Origin of the sequence: Loktanella sp. S4079, from assembly GCF_000967725.1 — a bacterium.
Lineage (GTDB): Bacteria > Pseudomonadota > Alphaproteobacteria > Rhodobacterales > Rhodobacteraceae > Yoonia.
Map to the genome: position 1 here is coordinate 398,744 of NZ_JXYE01000002.1, position 17,567 is coordinate 416,310.

General features: G+C 55.3%; 20 protein-coding genes. 9 read left to right on the forward strand and 11 right to left on the reverse strand.

All coding sequences use genetic code 11. The features are described from left to right. Positions 1 to 22 precede the first annotated feature (22 nt). From TW80_RS03115 to TW80_RS03125, 3 genes are read left to right on the forward strand one after another with little or no spacing between them, the layout of a single operon-like run. A complete protein-coding gene (locus tag TW80_RS03115) occupies positions 23 to 976 on the forward strand; it encodes a hypothetical protein (RefSeq protein WP_045995882.1) in 954 nt (317 codons plus the stop codon). Beyond that, a complete protein-coding gene (locus TW80_RS03120; protein ID WP_045995883.1) occupies positions 973 to 2,190 on the forward strand; it encodes a hypothetical protein in 1,218 nt (405 codons plus the stop codon). The genes TW80_RS03115 and TW80_RS03120 overlap by 4 nt, the downstream gene beginning before the upstream one ends. After that, a complete protein-coding gene (locus TW80_RS03125) occupies positions 2,183 to 3,370 on the forward strand; it encodes a glycerate kinase type-2 family protein (protein ID WP_045995884.1) in 1,188 nt (395 codons plus the stop codon). Before TW80_RS03120 ends, TW80_RS03125 begins: the two co-directional genes overlap by 8 nt. Positions 3,371 to 3,432: 62 nt before the next feature. Here TW80_RS03125 and TW80_RS03130 read toward each other — a convergent pair whose 3' ends face one another. Next, the gene (locus tag TW80_RS03130; protein WP_045995885.1) at positions 3,433 to 3,672 is read right to left on the reverse strand and encodes a hypothetical protein; all 240 of its coding nucleotides are present in this window, start codon (positions 3,670 to 3,672) and stop codon (positions 3,433 to 3,435) included. Between the two features lie 193 nt (positions 3,673 to 3,865). Here TW80_RS03130 and dusA point away from each other — a divergent pair, with 193 nt between their 5' ends. Then, positions 3,866 to 4,861 (forward strand): tRNA dihydrouridine(20/20a) synthase DusA, encoded by a 996-nt coding sequence (gene dusA / locus TW80_RS03135; RefSeq protein ID WP_045995886.1) that lies wholly within the window; start codon positions 3,866 to 3,868, stop codon positions 4,859 to 4,861. 10 nt (positions 4,862 to 4,871) lie between these two features. Then, the gene (locus tag TW80_RS03140) at positions 4,872 to 5,690 is read left to right on the forward strand and encodes a sulfite exporter TauE/SafE family protein (RefSeq protein WP_045995887.1); all 819 of its coding nucleotides are present in this window, start codon (positions 4,872 to 4,874) and stop codon (positions 5,688 to 5,690) included. A gap of 1 nt (position 5,691) precedes the next feature. Here TW80_RS03140 and TW80_RS03145 read toward each other — a convergent pair whose 3' ends face one another. Together TW80_RS03145 and TW80_RS03150 are read right to left on the reverse strand one after the other, a co-directional pair. Beyond that, positions 5,692 to 6,687: a hypothetical protein gene (locus TW80_RS03145; RefSeq protein WP_045995888.1), complete on the reverse strand. Its 996-nt coding sequence runs from the start codon at positions 6,685 to 6,687 to the stop codon at positions 5,692 to 5,694. Between the two features lie 54 nt (positions 6,688 to 6,741). Beyond that, a complete protein-coding gene (locus TW80_RS03150) occupies positions 6,742 to 7,413 on the reverse strand; it encodes a helix-turn-helix transcriptional regulator (protein ID WP_045995889.1) in 672 nt (223 codons plus the stop codon). A 203-nt stretch (positions 7,414 to 7,616) separates the two neighbouring features. Between TW80_RS03150 and TW80_RS03155 the strand changes: the two genes are divergently transcribed. The 4 genes from TW80_RS03155 to TW80_RS03170 are packed head-to-tail and all read left to right on the forward strand — an operon-like array spanning position 7,617 to position 9,965. Further along, on the forward strand, positions 7,617 to 7,829 hold the full coding sequence (locus TW80_RS03155) for a twin-arginine translocase TatA/TatE family subunit (protein WP_045996976.1): 213 nt from the start codon (positions 7,617 to 7,619) through the stop codon (positions 7,827 to 7,829). 21 nt (positions 7,830 to 7,850) lie between these two features. Next, positions 7,851 to 8,264, forward strand: coding sequence for a Sec-independent protein translocase protein TatB (gene tatB, locus TW80_RS03160; RefSeq protein ID WP_045995890.1), 414 nt, complete (start codon positions 7,851 to 7,853; stop codon positions 8,262 to 8,264). Further along, entirely contained in the window at positions 8,261 to 9,130 is an 870-nt protein-coding gene (tatC, locus tag TW80_RS03165; RefSeq protein ID WP_045995891.1) for a twin-arginine translocase subunit TatC, read from the forward strand. The genes tatB and tatC overlap by 4 nt, the downstream gene beginning before the upstream one ends. 37 nt (positions 9,131 to 9,167) lie before the next feature. Beyond that, positions 9,168 to 9,965: an ATP-binding protein gene (locus TW80_RS03170; RefSeq protein WP_084625740.1), complete on the forward strand. Its 798-nt coding sequence runs from the start codon at positions 9,168 to 9,170 to the stop codon at positions 9,963 to 9,965. Between the two features lie 38 nt (positions 9,966 to 10,003). On the opposite strand, the gene TW80_RS03175 is transcribed toward TW80_RS03170, so the two are convergent. The 8 genes from TW80_RS03175 to radA all read right to left on the reverse strand — a co-directional run bounded on the left by TW80_RS03175 (position 10,004) and on the right by radA (position 17,537). Beyond that, positions 10,004 to 11,203 (reverse strand): M23 family metallopeptidase, encoded by a 1,200-nt coding sequence (locus TW80_RS03175; RefSeq protein ID WP_045995892.1) that lies wholly within the window; start codon positions 11,201 to 11,203, stop codon positions 10,004 to 10,006. A gap of 63 nt (positions 11,204 to 11,266) precedes the next feature. Further along, positions 11,267 to 11,908, reverse strand: a complete 642-nt coding sequence (locus TW80_RS03180; protein ID WP_204218464.1) for a protein-L-isoaspartate(D-aspartate) O-methyltransferase — start codon at positions 11,906 to 11,908, stop codon at positions 11,267 to 11,269. Next, the gene (gene surE / locus TW80_RS03185; RefSeq protein WP_045995893.1) at positions 11,905 to 12,690 is read right to left on the reverse strand and encodes a 5'/3'-nucleotidase SurE; all 786 of its coding nucleotides are present in this window, start codon (positions 12,688 to 12,690) and stop codon (positions 11,905 to 11,907) included. Before surE ends, TW80_RS03180 begins: the two co-directional genes overlap by 4 nt. A 122-nt stretch (positions 12,691 to 12,812) precedes the next feature. Beyond that, positions 12,813 to 13,454, reverse strand: coding sequence for an SDR family NAD(P)-dependent oxidoreductase (locus TW80_RS03190; RefSeq protein ID WP_045995894.1), 642 nt, complete (start codon positions 13,452 to 13,454; stop codon positions 12,813 to 12,815). Positions 13,455 to 13,513: 59 nt separating this feature from the next. Beyond that, a complete protein-coding gene (arsC, locus tag TW80_RS03195) occupies positions 13,514 to 13,918 on the reverse strand; it encodes an arsenate reductase (glutaredoxin) (RefSeq protein ID WP_045995895.1) in 405 nt (134 codons plus the stop codon). Between the two features lie 2 nt (positions 13,919 to 13,920). Continuing rightward, entirely contained in the window at positions 13,921 to 15,393 is a 1,473-nt protein-coding gene (gene purF, locus TW80_RS03200; protein ID WP_045995896.1) for an amidophosphoribosyltransferase, read from the reverse strand. A 194-nt stretch (positions 15,394 to 15,587) separates the two neighbouring features. Continuing rightward, positions 15,588 to 16,151: a CvpA family protein gene (locus TW80_RS03205; protein ID WP_045995897.1), complete on the reverse strand. Its 564-nt coding sequence runs from the start codon at positions 16,149 to 16,151 to the stop codon at positions 15,588 to 15,590. Between the two features lie 21 nt (positions 16,152 to 16,172). Then, the gene (gene radA, locus TW80_RS03210) at positions 16,173 to 17,537 is read right to left on the reverse strand and encodes a DNA repair protein RadA (protein ID WP_045995898.1); all 1,365 of its coding nucleotides are present in this window, start codon (positions 17,535 to 17,537) and stop codon (positions 16,173 to 16,175) included. Positions 17,538 to 17,567: the final 30 nt, after the last annotated feature.

The following is a 17,567-nucleotide window of genomic DNA, read 5'->3' on the forward strand; positions in this document are numbered from 1 at the left end:
TGAATAGCAACGGGTTTCTTTTGTGATCAGCACCTTACTTAAATCCTTGGGGCATAAGTATCTGGACTTGAATTTGCGGTCGGGTGCGGATTTGCGCGTGCGCATCATTGAGCGGCCGGGCCTGTGGATGCAGGATGCACAGCTCGCAGATCTTTCCGATCATCTCAGGACGATTGCTGCGCGTACCCTTGATGAAGGGTCGCTGCACTATGGTGTTTTCTCTGGCAAAGCATCGGCCATGAAAGACGTGATCATTACGCTGATCTTTCGTGCGGACGGAACACCAATTGCCTTTAACGCGCTGGCAATCATGCGGCTGGATACCCGCCCGCACCCGATCGAAGTGCTGCACCTCGGCTTGGTGATGGTCGATCCCGATGAGCGATCCAAGAATATGTCTTGGGTGCTCTATGGTCTCACATGTTTTTTGATCTTGTTTCGGCGTCAGTTTCGTCCTGTTTGGATATCGAATGTGACCCAAGTTCCTGCAGTTGTCGGTATGGTATCGCAGATGTTTTCCGAGGTCTGGCCGCGCCCAGATGGTGGCCGAAGGACACTGAACCATTTGTTGCTCGCCCGGCAGATCATGGCTGGTCACCGTAGTGTTTTTGGCGTTGGGGCAGAGGCCGAGTTTGACGAAGATCGCTTTGTCATCACAAACGCTTACACTGGCGGTTCTGACGATCTGAAAAAGACATGGGATGAGGCACCAAAGCACCGCGAAGAGCGTTACAACGCGTTTTGCGCATCGGAACTTGATTATGATCGTGGCGACGACGTAATCCAGCTCGGTAAAATGGATATCGCCGCGATGCGGGGGTATTTGCGGCGCGAGGTTCCAAAGTCTGCAATCATTGGGCTGCTATTGACCGGCGGGATTGTGGCCTTGCGACGGGTGATTTTGCCAGCGCTACATTGGTCTGATAGCCGTCAACACTGGGAAACGCTGCGCCCCTATGACGAGGTCGCAAAGTGACAGGTCTAGCAGCCGAGATTACGCAGCTTTGCATGTCGCTTGCTGCGCTGTTGGGGCTTCTTACGCTTCAAAGGGTGCTATTACGTCGTGATCGACGTGACCCGATTAATCGCCGCCTGTTGTTTTGTGTGCGCATCACGATGCTGTTGTTTATCGGGCGTGTGCTGGTTGCGCTGACCGGTTGGCAAATGTTTCGGGTACTTGTGCTGATGGGCGCTGCGTTTATTCCAATGGCCGCGCTCATCCTCACCGAGGGATTGCTGCGCCGTCATGCTCCACCATTTGCGAAAAAGATTGTTGGATATGGCACGATCTTCTTTGCTGTGTCAGCGCTTTGGTATTGGTCCCATATTGACCCCCTGCGGCTCATGGGGCTGATGGTCTTTCAGTTAACCGGATTCTTTATGGCAGGGTGGATGATCCTTTGGCGGGATCGCGGATCTCTCTCTGCGCGCGAGAATAGCACTGTGGTCCGCATCGGCGCTTCTTTGTTCTTCTTTATCCCGCTCGCCGTGGCTGATTTCTTGATGGCGCGTTTAGGTTTGCCTATTCAGTTTTCAGCGCTGGGCGTGCTGGTCATGTGCTGGCTGGCGATTGGGGTTGGGCGTGCACAGATCGGGCACCGCGTCGTTCTGATGAACTTTGTCGTGATGGTCGCTGCAGGGCTGCTCGTCGGGTTGCTGGTTGGCACGATTGCTGCGCTCGATTGGAATGGGCTGTTGTTATCGACAGCAACTGTCATGACTGCATTGTTTTTGGTCGCGGTCCTTAATGATGCGCGTGCGCTGCGCACCGAAGAACAAAGTCTGGGGTTGCTGAAATACCTTGCTGAATCAAAAACGGATGACCCGATCTTGTTCCTCCGCGATCTAAGGGGGCATCCATTGGTCGAAGGTGCCGCATTGATTAGCCGCCCCAGTGTCGCCGCCTTGCAAGAAGACGTGCTAGGCAAGATTTTTGACGAAGCACCTGTTTTGCGGCGCGCCGATCCGCCGAAATTGGGTGGCCTCGCTGATGATCATATCGCGCATCTGTTCGAGGCTTATAGTGCCACACATGTGATTATGGTTGCGCGCCGCCCGCTCATGCTGATTGCTTTGTCGATGCCATCGCTCAGCATTTCGCCGATGGCGGAATATGAACTGCAGGTCGTTCAGCGCATGGCAGCCCTTATGGCCGTACGACGTGAAGAAAAGGAAGAGTTGAATGGGTGATATGCGTCAGCGTGCGATTGATATCTTTATGGCTGGGGTAAAGGCTGCCGATCCGTTCGATGCGGTGAACGCATCCTTAGACGGTGTGACGCCACCCGCGCAAATCATCGCTGTTGGCAAGGCGGCGCGCCTGATGGCCAAAGCCGCTCTTACCGCGTTTCCGGGGGTGCCCTGCATCGTCGTGACGAATTATGAGAACGCGCAAATGCTAAATGGCGCCCAGATATTCGCGGCTGGCCACCCCGTACCGGATGAGAACGGGGCAGAGGCTGCCCGCGCTGTCATGCGTGCGTTGAATACGGCCGATGGCCCGGTCTTGGCGCTTATTTCAGGTGGTGGTTCTGCCCTGTTGCCCGCGCCAGCCGGGTCCATGACCCTGGCAGACAAAGCTGCGGTTAACGCGCTCTTGTTAGGTGCCGGGTTAGACATTGGGGCGATGAACCTCGTCCGTCAGCAACTGTCAGAATTGAAAGGTGGTGGGTTCTTGCGCCACGCTGCTCCGAACAAGGTGACCGCGCTCATCCTATCTGACGTGATTGGGGATGATCTTGCTGCGATTGCGAGCGGGCCGACTGTGGGCCCAATTGGGACACCGCAAGAGGCCATTGAAATTCTCAAACGGGCCGATATTTGGGACAAAACACCAGCCGCAGTCCAATTTTACCTGCAAAGTAAGGCGCCAACAGGTGATTTGCCTCGGGCGACCAATGTGTTGGTTGGATCAAATGCACAAAGCGTTGCCGCGATGGCGTATAAGGCGGGCAACGCGCGGGTGTTGTCCCAACCTGTTGAAGGCGACGTTGCGGACGCCGCGCGTTATATTTGCGATCACGCGGGTCCCGGAATTACCGTATGGGGTGGCGAGACAACTGTCGTTTTACGCGGATCCGGGCAAGGGGGGCGCAATCAAGAATTGGTTCTGCGGATTGCGCTGGAAGCGAAGCAGCGCGGTTGGCGCGACTACTTGTGCCTTCAGGGCGGCAGTGACGGTCGCGATGGGCCAACCAACGCGGCGGGCGGCATCGTGGATCAAGATACGCTCATACAGATTTCAGGGGTGCAAGAGCTGCTGAATAATAACGATAGCTACGCCGCGTTAGAGCAGGCAAATGCGCTCTTGATGACTGGGCCGACCGGGACGAATGTCGCGGATCTCGGCGTCATGATCCGTCCTGCATAAGGTGCGGAAAAAACAAAACCCGCCTGCGATGCAAGCGGGCTTCGGATCGTGATACGGTCTGATTATTCGTTATTCGCTGTGAACTGAACAAGGCAATCTTCGCCTTCGCAGGTCGCAAGGTTCGCAGGCACATGCAGCGGCCCGGCGGTTGTGATCAGGATGTAGGCATCGTCTTGGAAACCGGCGAATTCACCGCTGATGGTCACGCCGTGAGATTCAAATGTCAGAGCAATTTCGCCCGCTGAAGAAAATGTTGGAAACGCAAATGCAGCAAGCACGCAAAGTGGTTTTGCGAAGTTCATGGTTGATTACCTTTTAACTTGTTAAACGACTACACAGCCTTACTTAAGGGCAAAGACGCGTTGGGTCAACTTGACGAAAGTACAGGTTTGCTTGGGCCCAATCAGTGCCTGCACTGGTATTTTGCCTGAAGAAAGTGCTATTTGGCCGAGACCATATGACCAGTTAGGATCAAAGTTGAGAACTCCGGAACCTATGACAGCAGCACAAGTCCGCCACGCAGGGCGCCTGTCCGTCGCGCCGATGATGGACTGGACTGATCGGCATTGTCGATATTTCCATCGGCTGATGTCGCGGCATGCGCTTTTGTATACGGAAATGGTAACGGCGCCTGCGGTGATCCATGGTGATCGTGATCGTCTGCTGGGGTTTGATCCGACAGAGCATCCTGTCGCGTTGCAGCTTGGCGGGTCTGATCCGGTACAGCTAGCCGAGGCGGCGCGCATTGCCGTTGATTACGGGTATGACGAAATCAACCTCAATTGTGGTTGCCCGTCAGATCGCGTGCAGTCAGGCAGCTTTGGGGCGATCTTGATGGAGAATGCGCCACTGGTTGCGCAATGTGTCGCAGCGATGAAACAGGCGGTACCTGTTCCTGTCACCGTAAAATGCCGGATTGGTGTGGATGACCAAGACCCGCATGAGATTTTGCCTGACTTTTTGGCACGGGTCTCTGCCGTCGGTATTGATCACTTTATCATTCATGCGCGCAAAGCTTGGCTCCAAGGGCTAAGCCCCAAAGAAAACCGTGACATTCCCCCGTTGGATTATGATCTGGTCCTCGAGATGAACGGTCTGTTCCCGGGGTTGAATTTGTCAATCAACGGCGGTGTGAACAGTTTGGACGAGGCGATTGCGCTGCTCGACAATGGATTAGACGGCGTGATGATCGGGCGGGCTGCCTATCATACCCCCAGCGAAATTTTGTTGGACGCGGATGAACGCATTTTTGGCCAGCCCGCCGGGCGCACCGCCGAAGATGTCGTGGAGCTGATGTTGCCCTATATCGAAAATCATATTGCGCAGGGTGGGCGGCTTGGTCAGGTGACCCGGCATATGCTAGGGATGTTCCAAGGTCGTCCCGGCGCACGTGGTTGGCGCAGGCATCTGTCTGAAAACGCGCATAAAGACGGGGCAGGGCCGCAGGTGGTGCTTGATGCACTTGAATATGTGACGCGGCTTGCCGCCTAAGGGACGAATTATGGACGATATGAGCTTGTTGTTGACCATGGGCGCTTTGCTTTTGGTCATTGGTGCTTTTGCGGGTGTGTTGGCCGGATTACTTGGCGTGGGCGGCGGGATCATCCTTGTCCCTGCGTTTTACTATGTCTTCAGCGCATTAGGATATGAGAGCGCGCAACTGATGCAGCTTTGTCTGGGGACGTCACTGGCAACTATCATTGTAACATCGGTGCGGTCAGTTATGTCACATAACCGCAAAGGCGCGGTTGAATGGCCCATCCTCAAGGCATGGGCGATTGGGATCGCCTGCGGTGCGATTGTCGGTGTCTTGGTTGTCTCATCACTGCGCTCTGCGGCATTGCAAAGCATCTTTGGCATTCTGGCGATTATCGTAGGTCTCTACATGAGCTTTGGACAAAGCCATTGGCGTTTGGGGGACGCGATGCCATCAGGTGTTAAGCGCGCGGTACTTTCGCCTGTATTAGGTTTTTTGTCGGTTCTCATGGGGATTGGCGGTGGCTCGTTTGGCGTGCCGACGATGACCTTGTTTAACGTGCCGATCCATCGTGCTGTTGCAACTGCGGCCGGGTTTGGTGTGCTGATCGCGGTGCCTTCGGTTGCTGGGCTATTGTTCGTTGAAATGGATGTCGCGCCACCATTTACTGTGGGTGCGGTGAACTTTGCCGCGTTTTTCGTGATTATCGCGATGACACTGATCACAGCGCCGTGGGGCGCAGCACTGGCGCATAAATTAGATCCAAAACCGCTGAAGCGGATCTTTGGTATCTTTTTGATCCTCGTTGCCTTGAACATGATCCGCAAGGCGGTGGGTTGGTAATCTACCGCGCTGCGATCCAATCCTGCACACGACGCGGCAGGCGTGCTAGCCTGCGTGCACGTTTATAGAGCGCGTGTTTGCGATCAGCATTCACAGGGGCGATCTGCGCCATGTCGATAAAGTGGATCAGCCCCATATCGACATCATCCGCATCAATTTGTCGGTATTTGACTTCTTGGAATTTGATCCCCTGTTTTTCGCGAAGCCATGCCAGATCCGGCGCAGCCCAGTTATTGAGCGTTTGCAAGACCGATGCATGCAATGTTGGCTGCGTGGGATCAGGCAGCATCGCGTCCAGCCGTATGATCTGTTTGACCAGTGACGCAGGATCAAGCCGTTCGTCCAAGCGCCCATGCATGCGGTCAATCAAAAGCGCCATCGCCTCGGTTGATAGGGGCGGTTTGGCCAAAGGGTTCGTCCGCGAGAGCTGTGATGTGCGTGCTTGGGGAACCTCGCGCAAAAAGAAATCATCAACGATGTTGCCATGGCTCAGGTTTTGTTCATCAAAGACCCGCAGAGAAATCTTGCCGCTCCATACTTGCGAAAGCGGTTGAATGCGTTCTTTGACGCGGGTGCGTGACGGTGGAGCGAGCTCTTTGGCTTGTCTCAGTCGTTGCTGGATGAGCGAAAGAAAATGGGCCCCTGGTGGGCGCAAATAGGCGACCACTGTCTTTTGGTCAGCGATATTATTGGTTTGGGCCTCAAAGCGCTGCGCGGATTGTACTGTAAGATCGCGCAAAAAGGATGGGTTGCTAACGATGACATTCTCAAATCGACGCTTTGCAATGTCTTCTTTGATCAGGTCCCAATGGCTCGGCTCATCGGGGGCTTCATAGCAACTCCCAAGCGCATAGCCCGCTTCATTCTTGCTGGCAAAAGCCGGAAAATAGATGCGCTGTTGTTCAAGGATGGATTGCGACGCAAATAACGTATTTTGCAATAGTGAGGCATCGGCGTTGCGGTGGCCGATGTGAATAATTAAGTTTTTTGCGTTCATGCGTCCGCCAGATGCGTAGGTCGAAAATATCTTCTACACTGTCGAATAAGTTGATCAACCGCCAGCCTTTACGCGACGTATGTTGAAATCGGCTAAAGATTTCCCATTCTCGTCAACAAACAGGCTCGGCAGAATGCGGATGTTGTTGATTTGATCGACACGTATCTCTTTGAAGTCCTTTTGCATTTCGCACCAGACAACACAGGTCCACAGCCGACCCCAGTAGTCTAGCTGTAGCGGGCGAACGGTAGTTTCGACGTCATTTATCGCCACAGCGAGCTTTTGACGGGTGCGAATGGCTTGGCGGATCGCGGGTAAATACTGGAAACCGCGTGACGCATCTGCAAAGGGGTAGACCGCAAAGCCATAGCTGGCAGGCGCGCGGCTGCGGTCCTCTGGCATGACAGCGTCGAGTTTGGCGGACAACGCGCGTGCTGCAGCAGATAATTCGGGGTCGTCGCTATGGCCAACTGCGCTCAGGCCCAGATGCAATGCTTCGACCTCTGTCATTGTCAGGTTCAGCGGGGGTAGGGTGATGGCGGCTGTCACACGATAACCAATGCCGCGTTCCCCCGTGATCGGCACCCCGGATGCAGCGAGCGTTTCCATGTCGCGGTAGATCGTCCGCATCGAGACGCCAACCGCCTGCGCGAGATCCCCGGCTTTGTGCAGGTTCCCGTCCCGTAGCAACTGTACCAATTGCATCAATCTGTCTGCGCGCCGCATGGAATTCCTTTCGATTCGGGATAGTTTTGACAATTTTCTGGCAACTGACAAGTTTTTGTCACGAAGCTGTTCAGGACCAACGAAAAAAGGGTCGTTCAGGGCACAAAATCGTGGTTTTCGCGCTTCCCTTGCTCTTGGGCCGGGCGTATTTATTGACAGATAGAATTTGAATGCGGGTCATGCGCCCGACAGAGGAGAAAACCATGCTTAACAACATCGGCCTGCCAGGCCTTCTACTGATCGCAGTTGTCGTTCTTGTCCTGTTTGGTCGCGGCAAAATTTCGAGCCTTATGGGCGAAGTCGGCAAGGGCATCACCGCCTTTAAAAAGGGTGTTGACGATGGCAAGCAAGAAATCGAAGACAGCATCGAAAACGCACGCGATGTGACGCCTGCTGAAGAAAAAGACAAAGCCTAATCAGCAAAAGGATAATCGTTCATGTTTGGCTTAGGCTGGAGCGAAATGGTGCTTGTCGGCATCGTGGCCCTGATTGTTATCGGGCCAAAGGATTTGCCGGGAATGTTCCGCACTTTGGGGCAATTCACTGGTAAAGCACGCGGCATGGCACGCGAGTTTTCCCGCGCGATGGAGGCCGCCGCAGACGACGCTGGCGTGAACGAGATTTCCAAAACTGTGCGTGCTGCGGCAAACCCGCAGAAATTCGGCGTTGATAAGATCAAAGAAGCGACAGGAATGACGCAAGCGCCTGAAAAATCAACTTTGTCGCCAGAACGCCAGGCCGCCAAAGAAAAAATGAGCGAAGCGATGGCAAAGGCCGCGACTGACCGTCAAGCGCGCGAAGCCGAAGAGGCCGCTGCCGCAGCAAAAGAAGCCAAAGGTGAAAATTCATGAGCGCGACAGACGAAATCGAAGATAGCGCCGCGCCGCTCATCGAGCATCTGACCGAACTGCGTGAACGACTGATCCGTTCGCTGGTGGCCTTTATCATCGGGATGGTGATTTGCTTTACGATATGGGAGCCAGTGTTCAACTTTCTGACCTATCCGCTGTGTGATGCACTGGCATCACGCGGACAGGCCTGTGATTTGCAATTCATCGCCCTCGAAGAGGGCTTCTTTGTCGCAATCTCGATCTCGCTCTTGGGGGGGCTTGTCCTGTCATTCCCTGTGATCAGCTATCAGATGTGGCGCTTTGTGGCACCCGGTCTCTACAAAAGCGAAAAGGGGGCTTTCCTGCCGTTCCTTATTGCGTCACCCTTTATGTTCTTTCTTGGCGCGGCGTTTGCCTACTATGTGATTACGCCTTTGGCTTTCGGGTTCTTCTTGGGGTTCCAACAACCCGGTACGCTTGAGGCTGGAACGGATAGCGCCACCCAAGCGGCAGGAATTTTGTTTCAGGGTTCGGCGAAGGCCTATTTGAACCTGACCATTAAATTCATCGTGGCTTTCGGACTGTGCTTTCAGCTGCCTGTTCTGCTGACCCTGATGGGCAAGGCTGGGCTGGTATCGGCCCGTGGTCTGCGTGGAACGCGTAAGTATGCGGTTGTCGGTATCTTGATTGTCGCTGCGCTGGCGACACCACCAGATGTGATCAGTCAGGTGATCCTCTTTGTTGTTGTCTACGGCCTGTACGAGGTGTCGATCCAGCTCGTCGCGCGTGTTGAGCGTAAACGCGAAGCAAAGCTGCGTGCAGAGGGGCTATGGGACGATGAAATTCACGGTGACGGCGCGACCGAAGAGGATGAGACCCGTGACTAAGAAATCGTTGCGCCGTATTGCAGAGGCGCTAGAGCGGATGCGCCCACCACCTGCAACGGCGCCTGACTTTTCATTAGCCTCTGCTTTTGTCTGGCACGCTGACCCTGATCGTTTGGTTCCGGTGCCAAAGGTAAACAGTATCGCTGTTGAATTGCTGGTCGGGGTGAACCGGTCACGCGATACATTGATGGCGAATACCGCGCAGTTCGCGGCTGGAATGCCTGCTAACAATGCGCTGCTTTGGGGGGCGCGTGGGATGGGTAAATCCAGTCTCGTCAAGGCGGTCCATGGCGCACTGCAAGATGAGCACCCAAATCTCAAGATCGTCGAGGTGCAGCGCGAAGATTTACCAAGCATCGGACGCTGCCTGAACATGTTACGCGGCGCGTCTGAGCGGTTCATCATGTTCTGTGACGATCTGTCATTTGGCCACGACGATGCCCACTATAAATCGCTGAAGGCCGTTCTGGATGGCGGGATCGAGGGGCGCCCCGAGAATGTCGTGCTCTACGCGACTTCCAACCGGCGTCACCTGATGCCCCGCGATATGATCGAGAACGAACGCTCATCGGCTATTAACCCGTCCGAGGCGGTCGAGGAAAAAGTCTCTTTGTCTGATCGGTTTGGACTATGGCTTGGGTTCCATCCTTGTGATCAAGATGAATACCTGCGCATGATCCGTGGGTATTGCGACAGCTATGGGGTGTCTATCGACGATGAGACCCTGCGTGCAGAAGCCATCGAATGGCAAGCAACCCGTGGAAGCAGATCTGGCCGTGTGGCATGGCAGTATTTTACGGATTTGGCTGGTCGCCGTGGGGTAAAGCTTTCGTAGGGTGGATTTAAATCCACCCTACTGGAATTTTCCACGCACTAGGGCAGGTAGCCCGCTGGATCGACACTTTGCAGGCCGCGGCGTACTTCAAAGTGCAGCATGCTTGGATCACCGGCCCGTACCTTACCAATGGTTTCGCCACGGCTGACAGTGTCTCCTTTTTCGATAGTGAGGCTATCGAGGTGGGTGTAAAGTGTGAGCAACCCATCGCTGTGCTTAATCACGACAACTGACCCGCCGCTGGTATCAGCGGTAACTGCGGCCACGTTACCTGCATCGGCGGCCTTGACAGCGGTGCCAGCGGGGGCGCCGATATCGATGCCTTCGTTGCGGCCCGCGGCATATTCACGAATGATATTACCTTCGACTGGACGGACCATGCGCGCGCTGCTCGCAGATTCTGGCGTATTATCCGAACCACCTAAATCAGGCGCGGCGGGTGCCGCTACTGCTGCTGTTGCAGCTGCTGCACTGGGGAGAGGCGTTGACGCGCTTGGCGGTACAGGCGTGGCTGTCCCTTGGCCCGGTGCTGTGACTGCGGTGCTTGTCGATGGTGCGCTTGCGGGGCGGCTTTGGCCTGCTTGGGGTATCAGCAGATATTGGCCCTGACGGATGGTAAAAGCACTATCTAACCCGTTCCATTCTGCAATGGCCGTCACAGGAACATTGTAGAGGCGTGAAATCGAATAAACCGTCTCGCCGCGCGCGACTTGGTGGCGAACGGGTTCAGCTTGTGTCGGTGTGGCCGCCGCAGGGGCAGGTGTTGCAGCCGGCGCAGGATCAAGCGGCGTCGCTGTCACCGCGCCGCCATTTGCTTCGGCGCGGTCCAGCGCTGTTGTCGCGACAGCAGTCACATCAAACGGCTGGGTGGCACCTGTGGCGGCCGAAGGCTCTGCCACGCGTCCGGGTAATGCGACAATTTCATCGCGCCGCAGCGCCACATCGGGTTCGATACCGTTGTATTCTGCCAGTTCATTTGCATCGAGGCCAAGGCGAATGGCAATCCCGCGGATTGTGTCGTCTTGGCGCGCAACAACCACCTGATAAGTCGGATAAGATATCACGCCGCGATCATCCGGACGTGGGCGATTAGGCAAATTGCTCACCGAACTTGAGGTATCAAATCCATTGCCGATATCCCGAAAATCGGGATCAAAATCTTCGCAGGCGACGAGTGTCGTCAAGGCGACGCCTGTCCATAAAATACGTTTTAACGTGCGTTGCCTGATATTGGCCATCGTACCGCTCCTTATGCCAAGCCGCCCCTTATTCTTGAGGTCGTGCCTTATTTTCTTATATGTTTACTCTTGTCCGAGCCCTTCAAGCAAGGGGACAAACCGGACAGAGCGTAATTCGTCATAATCATACCCATGCTCGTGACGCGTAACACGGATCAAGCTTTGGACTGTATCGGATTGTCCGACGGGTAGGACCATAATCCCGCCAACGCGCAATTGCGCGAGCAACGGACCGGGGGGATCTTCGGCGGCGGCGGTCAGAAGAATGCGATCAAAGGGGGCCTGATCGATCAATCCATGACTGCCATCTGCCGTAAATGTCGTGATGTTGCTGATCCCCTGCGCCTCAAATGTTGCACGCGCCGATTGCACAAGGCTACGGAACCTGTCGATGGTATAGACGCGCCGTGCCAATTTAGAAAGGATTGCGGCCTGGTACCCAGAGCCAGTCCCGATTTCGAGAACCTTGTCACGTGGCGTGATCTTGAGCGCTTGTGTCATCAGCCCAACGACTGAGGGCTGACTAATCGTCTGCCCGCAAGCAATCGGCAAGGGCATATCTTCGTAGGCGCGTTCGGCAAACACTCCTTTGATGTAGGCGGCGCGGTCGACTTGCTCCATCGCGGTCAGCACGCGGGCATCTGTGACGCCCTTGCTGCGCAGTGCATAGACAAATTGCATCTTTGTCGCGGGGTCAAAGGTCACAAGAACACATCCTCGAGCGTGGCAACCATGTCGTAGTCCGTCAAATCGGCGCGCATCGGCGTGACCGAAATATAGCCATCTAGATTGGCTGCTGCATCGGTGCCGGGGGCTGTGGGCGTGTGTTGCGCACCGCCGCGTACCCACAAGAATTTGCGCCCCGTCGGGGATGTTTGCGCCTCTGCGGTAAAGCGGCTGTCGGTACGGAACCCCTGATTTGCGGCCTTTACCCCTTTGACATCATGCGCAGCGACGGGTGGAAAGTTGACGTTATAGAACAAGCGATAGTTTGCATTGTCCCATAGATCTGGGTCTAGCAAGGTTTTGATCACTGACGCCCCATGTGTTGCAGCAGCGTCAAACGGGTCGGCCAGATCAACGTTGCCCGGGCCAAAATACTGCGACAATGCGATCGCGGGAATGCCCTGTAGGGCTGCCTCCATCGCGCCGCCAATGGTGCCTGAATACAATGTGTTTTCAGCAGCGTTATTGCCGCGATTAACACCAGACAATACCAAATCTGGGGGCGTATCCTTAAGAACCTCGTAAAGCCCCGCGATGACGCAATCCGCAGGCGAACCTTCTGCTGCAAAGCGGCGCGGCTCTAGCTCTGCGATCATGGTCGGGTGTGTGTAGCTGATACAGTGGCCAACGCCCGATTGCTCAAATGCGGGGGCGACAGTCCAGACTTCGCCGTTCTTTCCAGCCAGTTTTTCGGCAATTGCGGTCAGGACCTTCAACCCCGGTGCGTTAATTCCGTCGTCGTTGGTAATGAGAATGCGCATGATTTTGCCTCTGGTCTGCTCATCACGTTCCTAGGCGAGCGAACCCAGAGCGGCAAGACATGCAGGGCATAGATTTGAGGCGATTTAGCCCCTGTGGCGGAAAGGACTCAGAAAAGAAGCACTTAACCCAAGATTTCAGGCAGCAAGCGCGCAGCTTCTGCATTTGGGTCAGCCAATCCATCGCGGCTTTCGCCGGGGAAAAACCGGGCGCGGGTTGCGGTCGGCATTGGGGCAGGGGTCAGCACCTGCACCTTTGGGCCAGTTTTGCTGGATTCCGCCTGCCAACTTTGCGCAAGCGCGATTTGCGCTGATTTTGTTGCACCATAAGCGCCAAAGAAGCGCTCACCGCCACGCGCGTCATCAAAAAATACAGCTTTTCCAGTCTCACCCAGAAGCGGCCCGACGTAAGCGATCAAGCGCGATGTTGCCTCAATATTGACGGCATAAGACTTAGAGAGGTCTTTGGGTGCGATATGTCCTGTCGGTGCCAATGGCGCTGCGTGAATAGCTGGGTGGACCCATAAATCCAGCTTACCCCACCGATCAAAGATACTGCGGCATAGTTGCTGCATGGCCTCATCAACCGTGATGTCCATCGGGGCGAGCGTGGCTTGCCCGCCAGCTGCTTGGATCGCGTCATCAAGTTCCTCGAGCGCACCGACAGTTTTGCCTACGGCAATGATGTGATGTGTGGGCGCTAGCGCCTTTGCAAGAGCTGCGCCAAGGCCGCGAGATGCGCCGGTGATAAGAGCTGTTTTTGTCATAGGCGGGGTTTGCGGTGATTGCTTCCCAAGGTCAAGACCGTTTCACGCGACGTTTACGCCTAAGGGCGCAGGATTTCTGTTCCGTCTTCTTTGAACACGGGTGCCGTAAGAGGGGTTTCCAACAGCGGCAGCACGGTTTCAGAGGGACGGCACAATGCGACACCTTTGGGGGAACACACAATGGGGCGGTTCACGAGCACCGGGTGTTCAATCATGGCGTCTAAGATGGTTTCGTCGCTGACGTCAGGTTCCATCAATCCCAGTTCTTGCGCCGGCGATTTTGTGGTGCGCAGCGCGGTCTTGGGGGTCAGGTTTGCTGCCGCGAAAAGCGCCAGCAACTGTGGTTTGGTCCATCCTGTGTCCAGATATTCAATCACGACAGGTTCCGTCCCAGACGCTCGAATTACCGCCAAAACATTGCGTGACGTGCCGCAGGCCGGATTGTGGTGGATAACGGTTGTCACGGTTATTCCGCCGCGAATTTGGGTTTGAACCCTTTGGCAATCATGTCTGACGGGGCAACGGGATAGTCACCCGTAAATACCGCATCATGATACGCAGGGTTGTTAGGATCGCGGCCGTTGGGTTCGCCAACGGCGCGGTACAGGCCATCAATCGAGACAAATTTCAACGAGGCCACACCAAGGTATTCGCACATCTCTTCTTCGGTCATGCGCGCAGCAAGCAGATCTTCTTGGTTCGGCATATCGACACCGTAGAAATCGGGCCAAACGGTTGGCGGGCTGGCAACGCGGAAATGTACCTCTGCTGCGCCTGCCTCAAGGACCATATCCTTGATCTTGCGGCTGGTGGTGCCCCGCACAACGCTGTCATCAACGAGGATCACACGTTTGCCGCGCATCAATTCACGGTTCACGTTCAGTTTCAGGCGAACGCCCATGTTCCGAATCTGCGCCGTCGGTTCGATAAAGGTCCGGCCAACATATTGGTTGCGCACGATCCCCATTTCAAAGGGGATGCCGCTTTCTTGGCTATAGCCGATGGCCGCAGGTGTGCCGCTATCTGGCACTGGGCAGACCATATCCGCCTCAACAGCGGATTCACGTGCCAGTTCTTTACCGATGTTACGACGGACTTCGTACACTGATTTGCCCGCGATGACGGAATCAGGCCGGCTAAAGTACACGTATTCAAAGATACATGGACGCGGTTTTTTGTCCTCAAAGGGGCGGTAGCTTTTGATTTCGTTGCTTGTGATGACAACCATCTCGCCGGGGTCAATTTCACGGATGAATTCGGCACCAATGATATCAAGAGCACATGTTTCGGACGAAAGCACATGTGCGTCACCAACCTTGCCCAACACCAAAGGACGAATGCCCAAGGGATCGCGCACGCCGATCAGTTTGCTGCGTGTCATTGCCACAATAGAAAAAGCGCCCTCAACTTGGCGGAGCGCTTCTTTCATGCGGTCAGGAATTGTGCGGCCCATCGAACGTGCCATCAGATGGATGATACATTCGCTGTCAGATGAACTGTGGAAAATCGCGCCACGTTCAATCAGGTCACGACGCAGGGCGATGGCGTTCGTCAGGTTGCCATTATGGGCAACGGCGGCACCGCCCATCGAAAACTCACCAAAGAAGGGCTGGACATCGCGAATGGCGGTGTGCTGGCTTTTGCTGCCTGCTGTCGAATAGCGAACGTGGCCGATACCGATCGTGCCGGGCAACATTTCCATCATCTCATTGGTGGTGAAGTTGTCGCGCACAAGGCCCATGCGGCGGGCTTGGTTAAAGCCGGTCTCAGGATCGTGGGTGACGATACCGCCTGCCTCTTGGCCACGGTGCTGTAGGGCGTGAAGGCCGAGGGCGACAAAGTTTGCAGCATCTGGCGCGCCGATCACGCCGAATACACCACACTCTTCGCGCAGTTTATCTTCTTCATACGGGTCGATCGGGGAATTTTGGCTGGACAAGGGGGCGGCTCCGAATCCGAGTTGGTTTTGATGCCCCTCTCTTAGTCGCTCAGGGGCGGGGTGTCACGAAACGATCATACTTGTGTGGCGTGAAAATGGCATGCTTGTGAGCATGCTCCTAATTTTGCGTCACTTTCAAAACAAAAAGCCACCGCAAATAGCGGTGGCTTTGATCAATTCTACTGGCGTTCGCGTTACTCGACTGGTGCGCTGCACGATCCGACAAGTTGTTGGTACTGTTCTTTGATCCAACCCAAGGCTTCCTCTGGGTTTTGCTCTTCGATCTTGCCTGTAAGCTGGTCAAAGACCTGTGCAGAACGACTGTCGTCGATGGCTGCAAATTCTTGGCTGGCAAAGATGGTGTCGTAAACAAAGAACGCGACGGCCACCAATAGGATGCCGCGTAGCACCCCAAAGAAGAAACCCAAGCCCTGATCGACGCCACCAAGAGCAGAGCGTTGGATGACGCTCGAGAACAGCGGGGTAAAGATTGACGCGATCACAAGCGCCACGGCAAAGACGGCTGCAAATGCCGCGATGATCGCAAGTTCACAGCTATCGCCGATAAAATCGCCCAAGATCGGGATTTGCCGCACCAGTGGCTCTACTTGGTCAGCAAAGATGAATGCCACGATTGTTGCGCCGACCCAGCCCAAGATCGCCATCGCTTCGCGTACCAGACCGCGGCTATACGCCAACACGCCCGACAATAGGATGATGATCGCGACCCCCGCGTCGACAAGTGTGAAGCCTTCCATAGTCCGTCTCCTGCCTCAGCGCTATCTGGCGCCAAATACTTCTTCTACAAATCCAGCGAGGTCCGTTGCATGTCGCAGACCCAAACCGGCCACCGCGGGCTGTTTTGCCTGTTGCGGTATAATTGCCGTTGTAAAACCAAGTTTTTGGGCTTCTTTCAATCTATTTTCCGTTTGGACAACAGGACGCAATGCACCCGATAGGCTGATTTCCCCGAAAATGACGGCCTCAGCGGGAAGCGCGGCATCCTCTCGGGCCGAGACCAAAGCCGCCGCAACGGCGAGGTCTGCGGCAGGTTCTGTAATGCGCAAACCCCCTGCTACATTGAGGTAAACGTCCAATCCGGTGAACGGAACGCCACAGCGTGATTCCAATACGGCAAGGATCATTGCAAGGCGTCCGCCGTCCCATCCGACCACGGATCGGCGCGGTTGGCTGTGTGGCGAAGGTGCCACAAGTGCTTGGATCTCACAGAGCATTGGGCGCGACCCTTCGATGCCGCCAAACACCACAGAGCCGGGGGCAGGGTTGGTGCGCTCGGACAAAAACAAGGCCGAGGGATTCTTGACCTCAGCCAGTCCTTTGCCGGTCATTTCGAAAACGCCGATTTCGTCTGCGGGGCCAAAACGGTTTTTGACTGCACGCAGAATACGGAACTGATGGCCGCGCTCGCCTTCGAAATAGAGCACTGTATCGACCATATGTTCGACCACACGCGGGCCCGCGATTGCGCCTTCTTTGGTGACATGGCCGACCATGATCATCGCGATGCCGTTGCGTTTGGCAAATGTCGTTAGTTCATGCGCAGATGAGCGCACCTGCGAAACCGAACCGGGCGCACTATCGACATTGTCCGCCCACATCGTTTGGATCGAATCGATGATCGCAAGATCAGGTTTTTCGTTTTCCAGCGTCGTCAAAATGTCGCGCAGGTTGGTTTCCGAGGCGAGCAAAACCGGGCTTTTCTCGAGGCCGAGCCTGCGCGCACGCATTTGCACCTGCGCATTCGATTCCTCGCCGGAAATATAAACAACCTTGAGCCCGTTACGGGCAAAGCGTGCAGCGGCCTGCAACAACAGTGTCGATTTCCCGATGCCGGGGTCGCCACCAACCAGCAGGGCAGAGGCCTTAACCAACCCACCACCTAGCACGCGATCCAACTCGCCCACGCCGGCTTGGGTGCGCGGTGGTTCTTTTTCTTGGGTATCAAGATCAGTCAGGGGGATCGTTTTGCCACGGATGGCGCCCAGCGATTTCCCCTTTGGGCCGCTTGAAAGGGCTTTGTTTTCGGTGATCGTATTCCATGACTGGCAGGCGTCGCACTGGCCAGACCATTTGCTAAAGGACGCACCGCATTCCGAACATGAGAAGTTAAGATTTTTTGACATGTTCACCTTTTGGACCAGCGCAAGCCCACG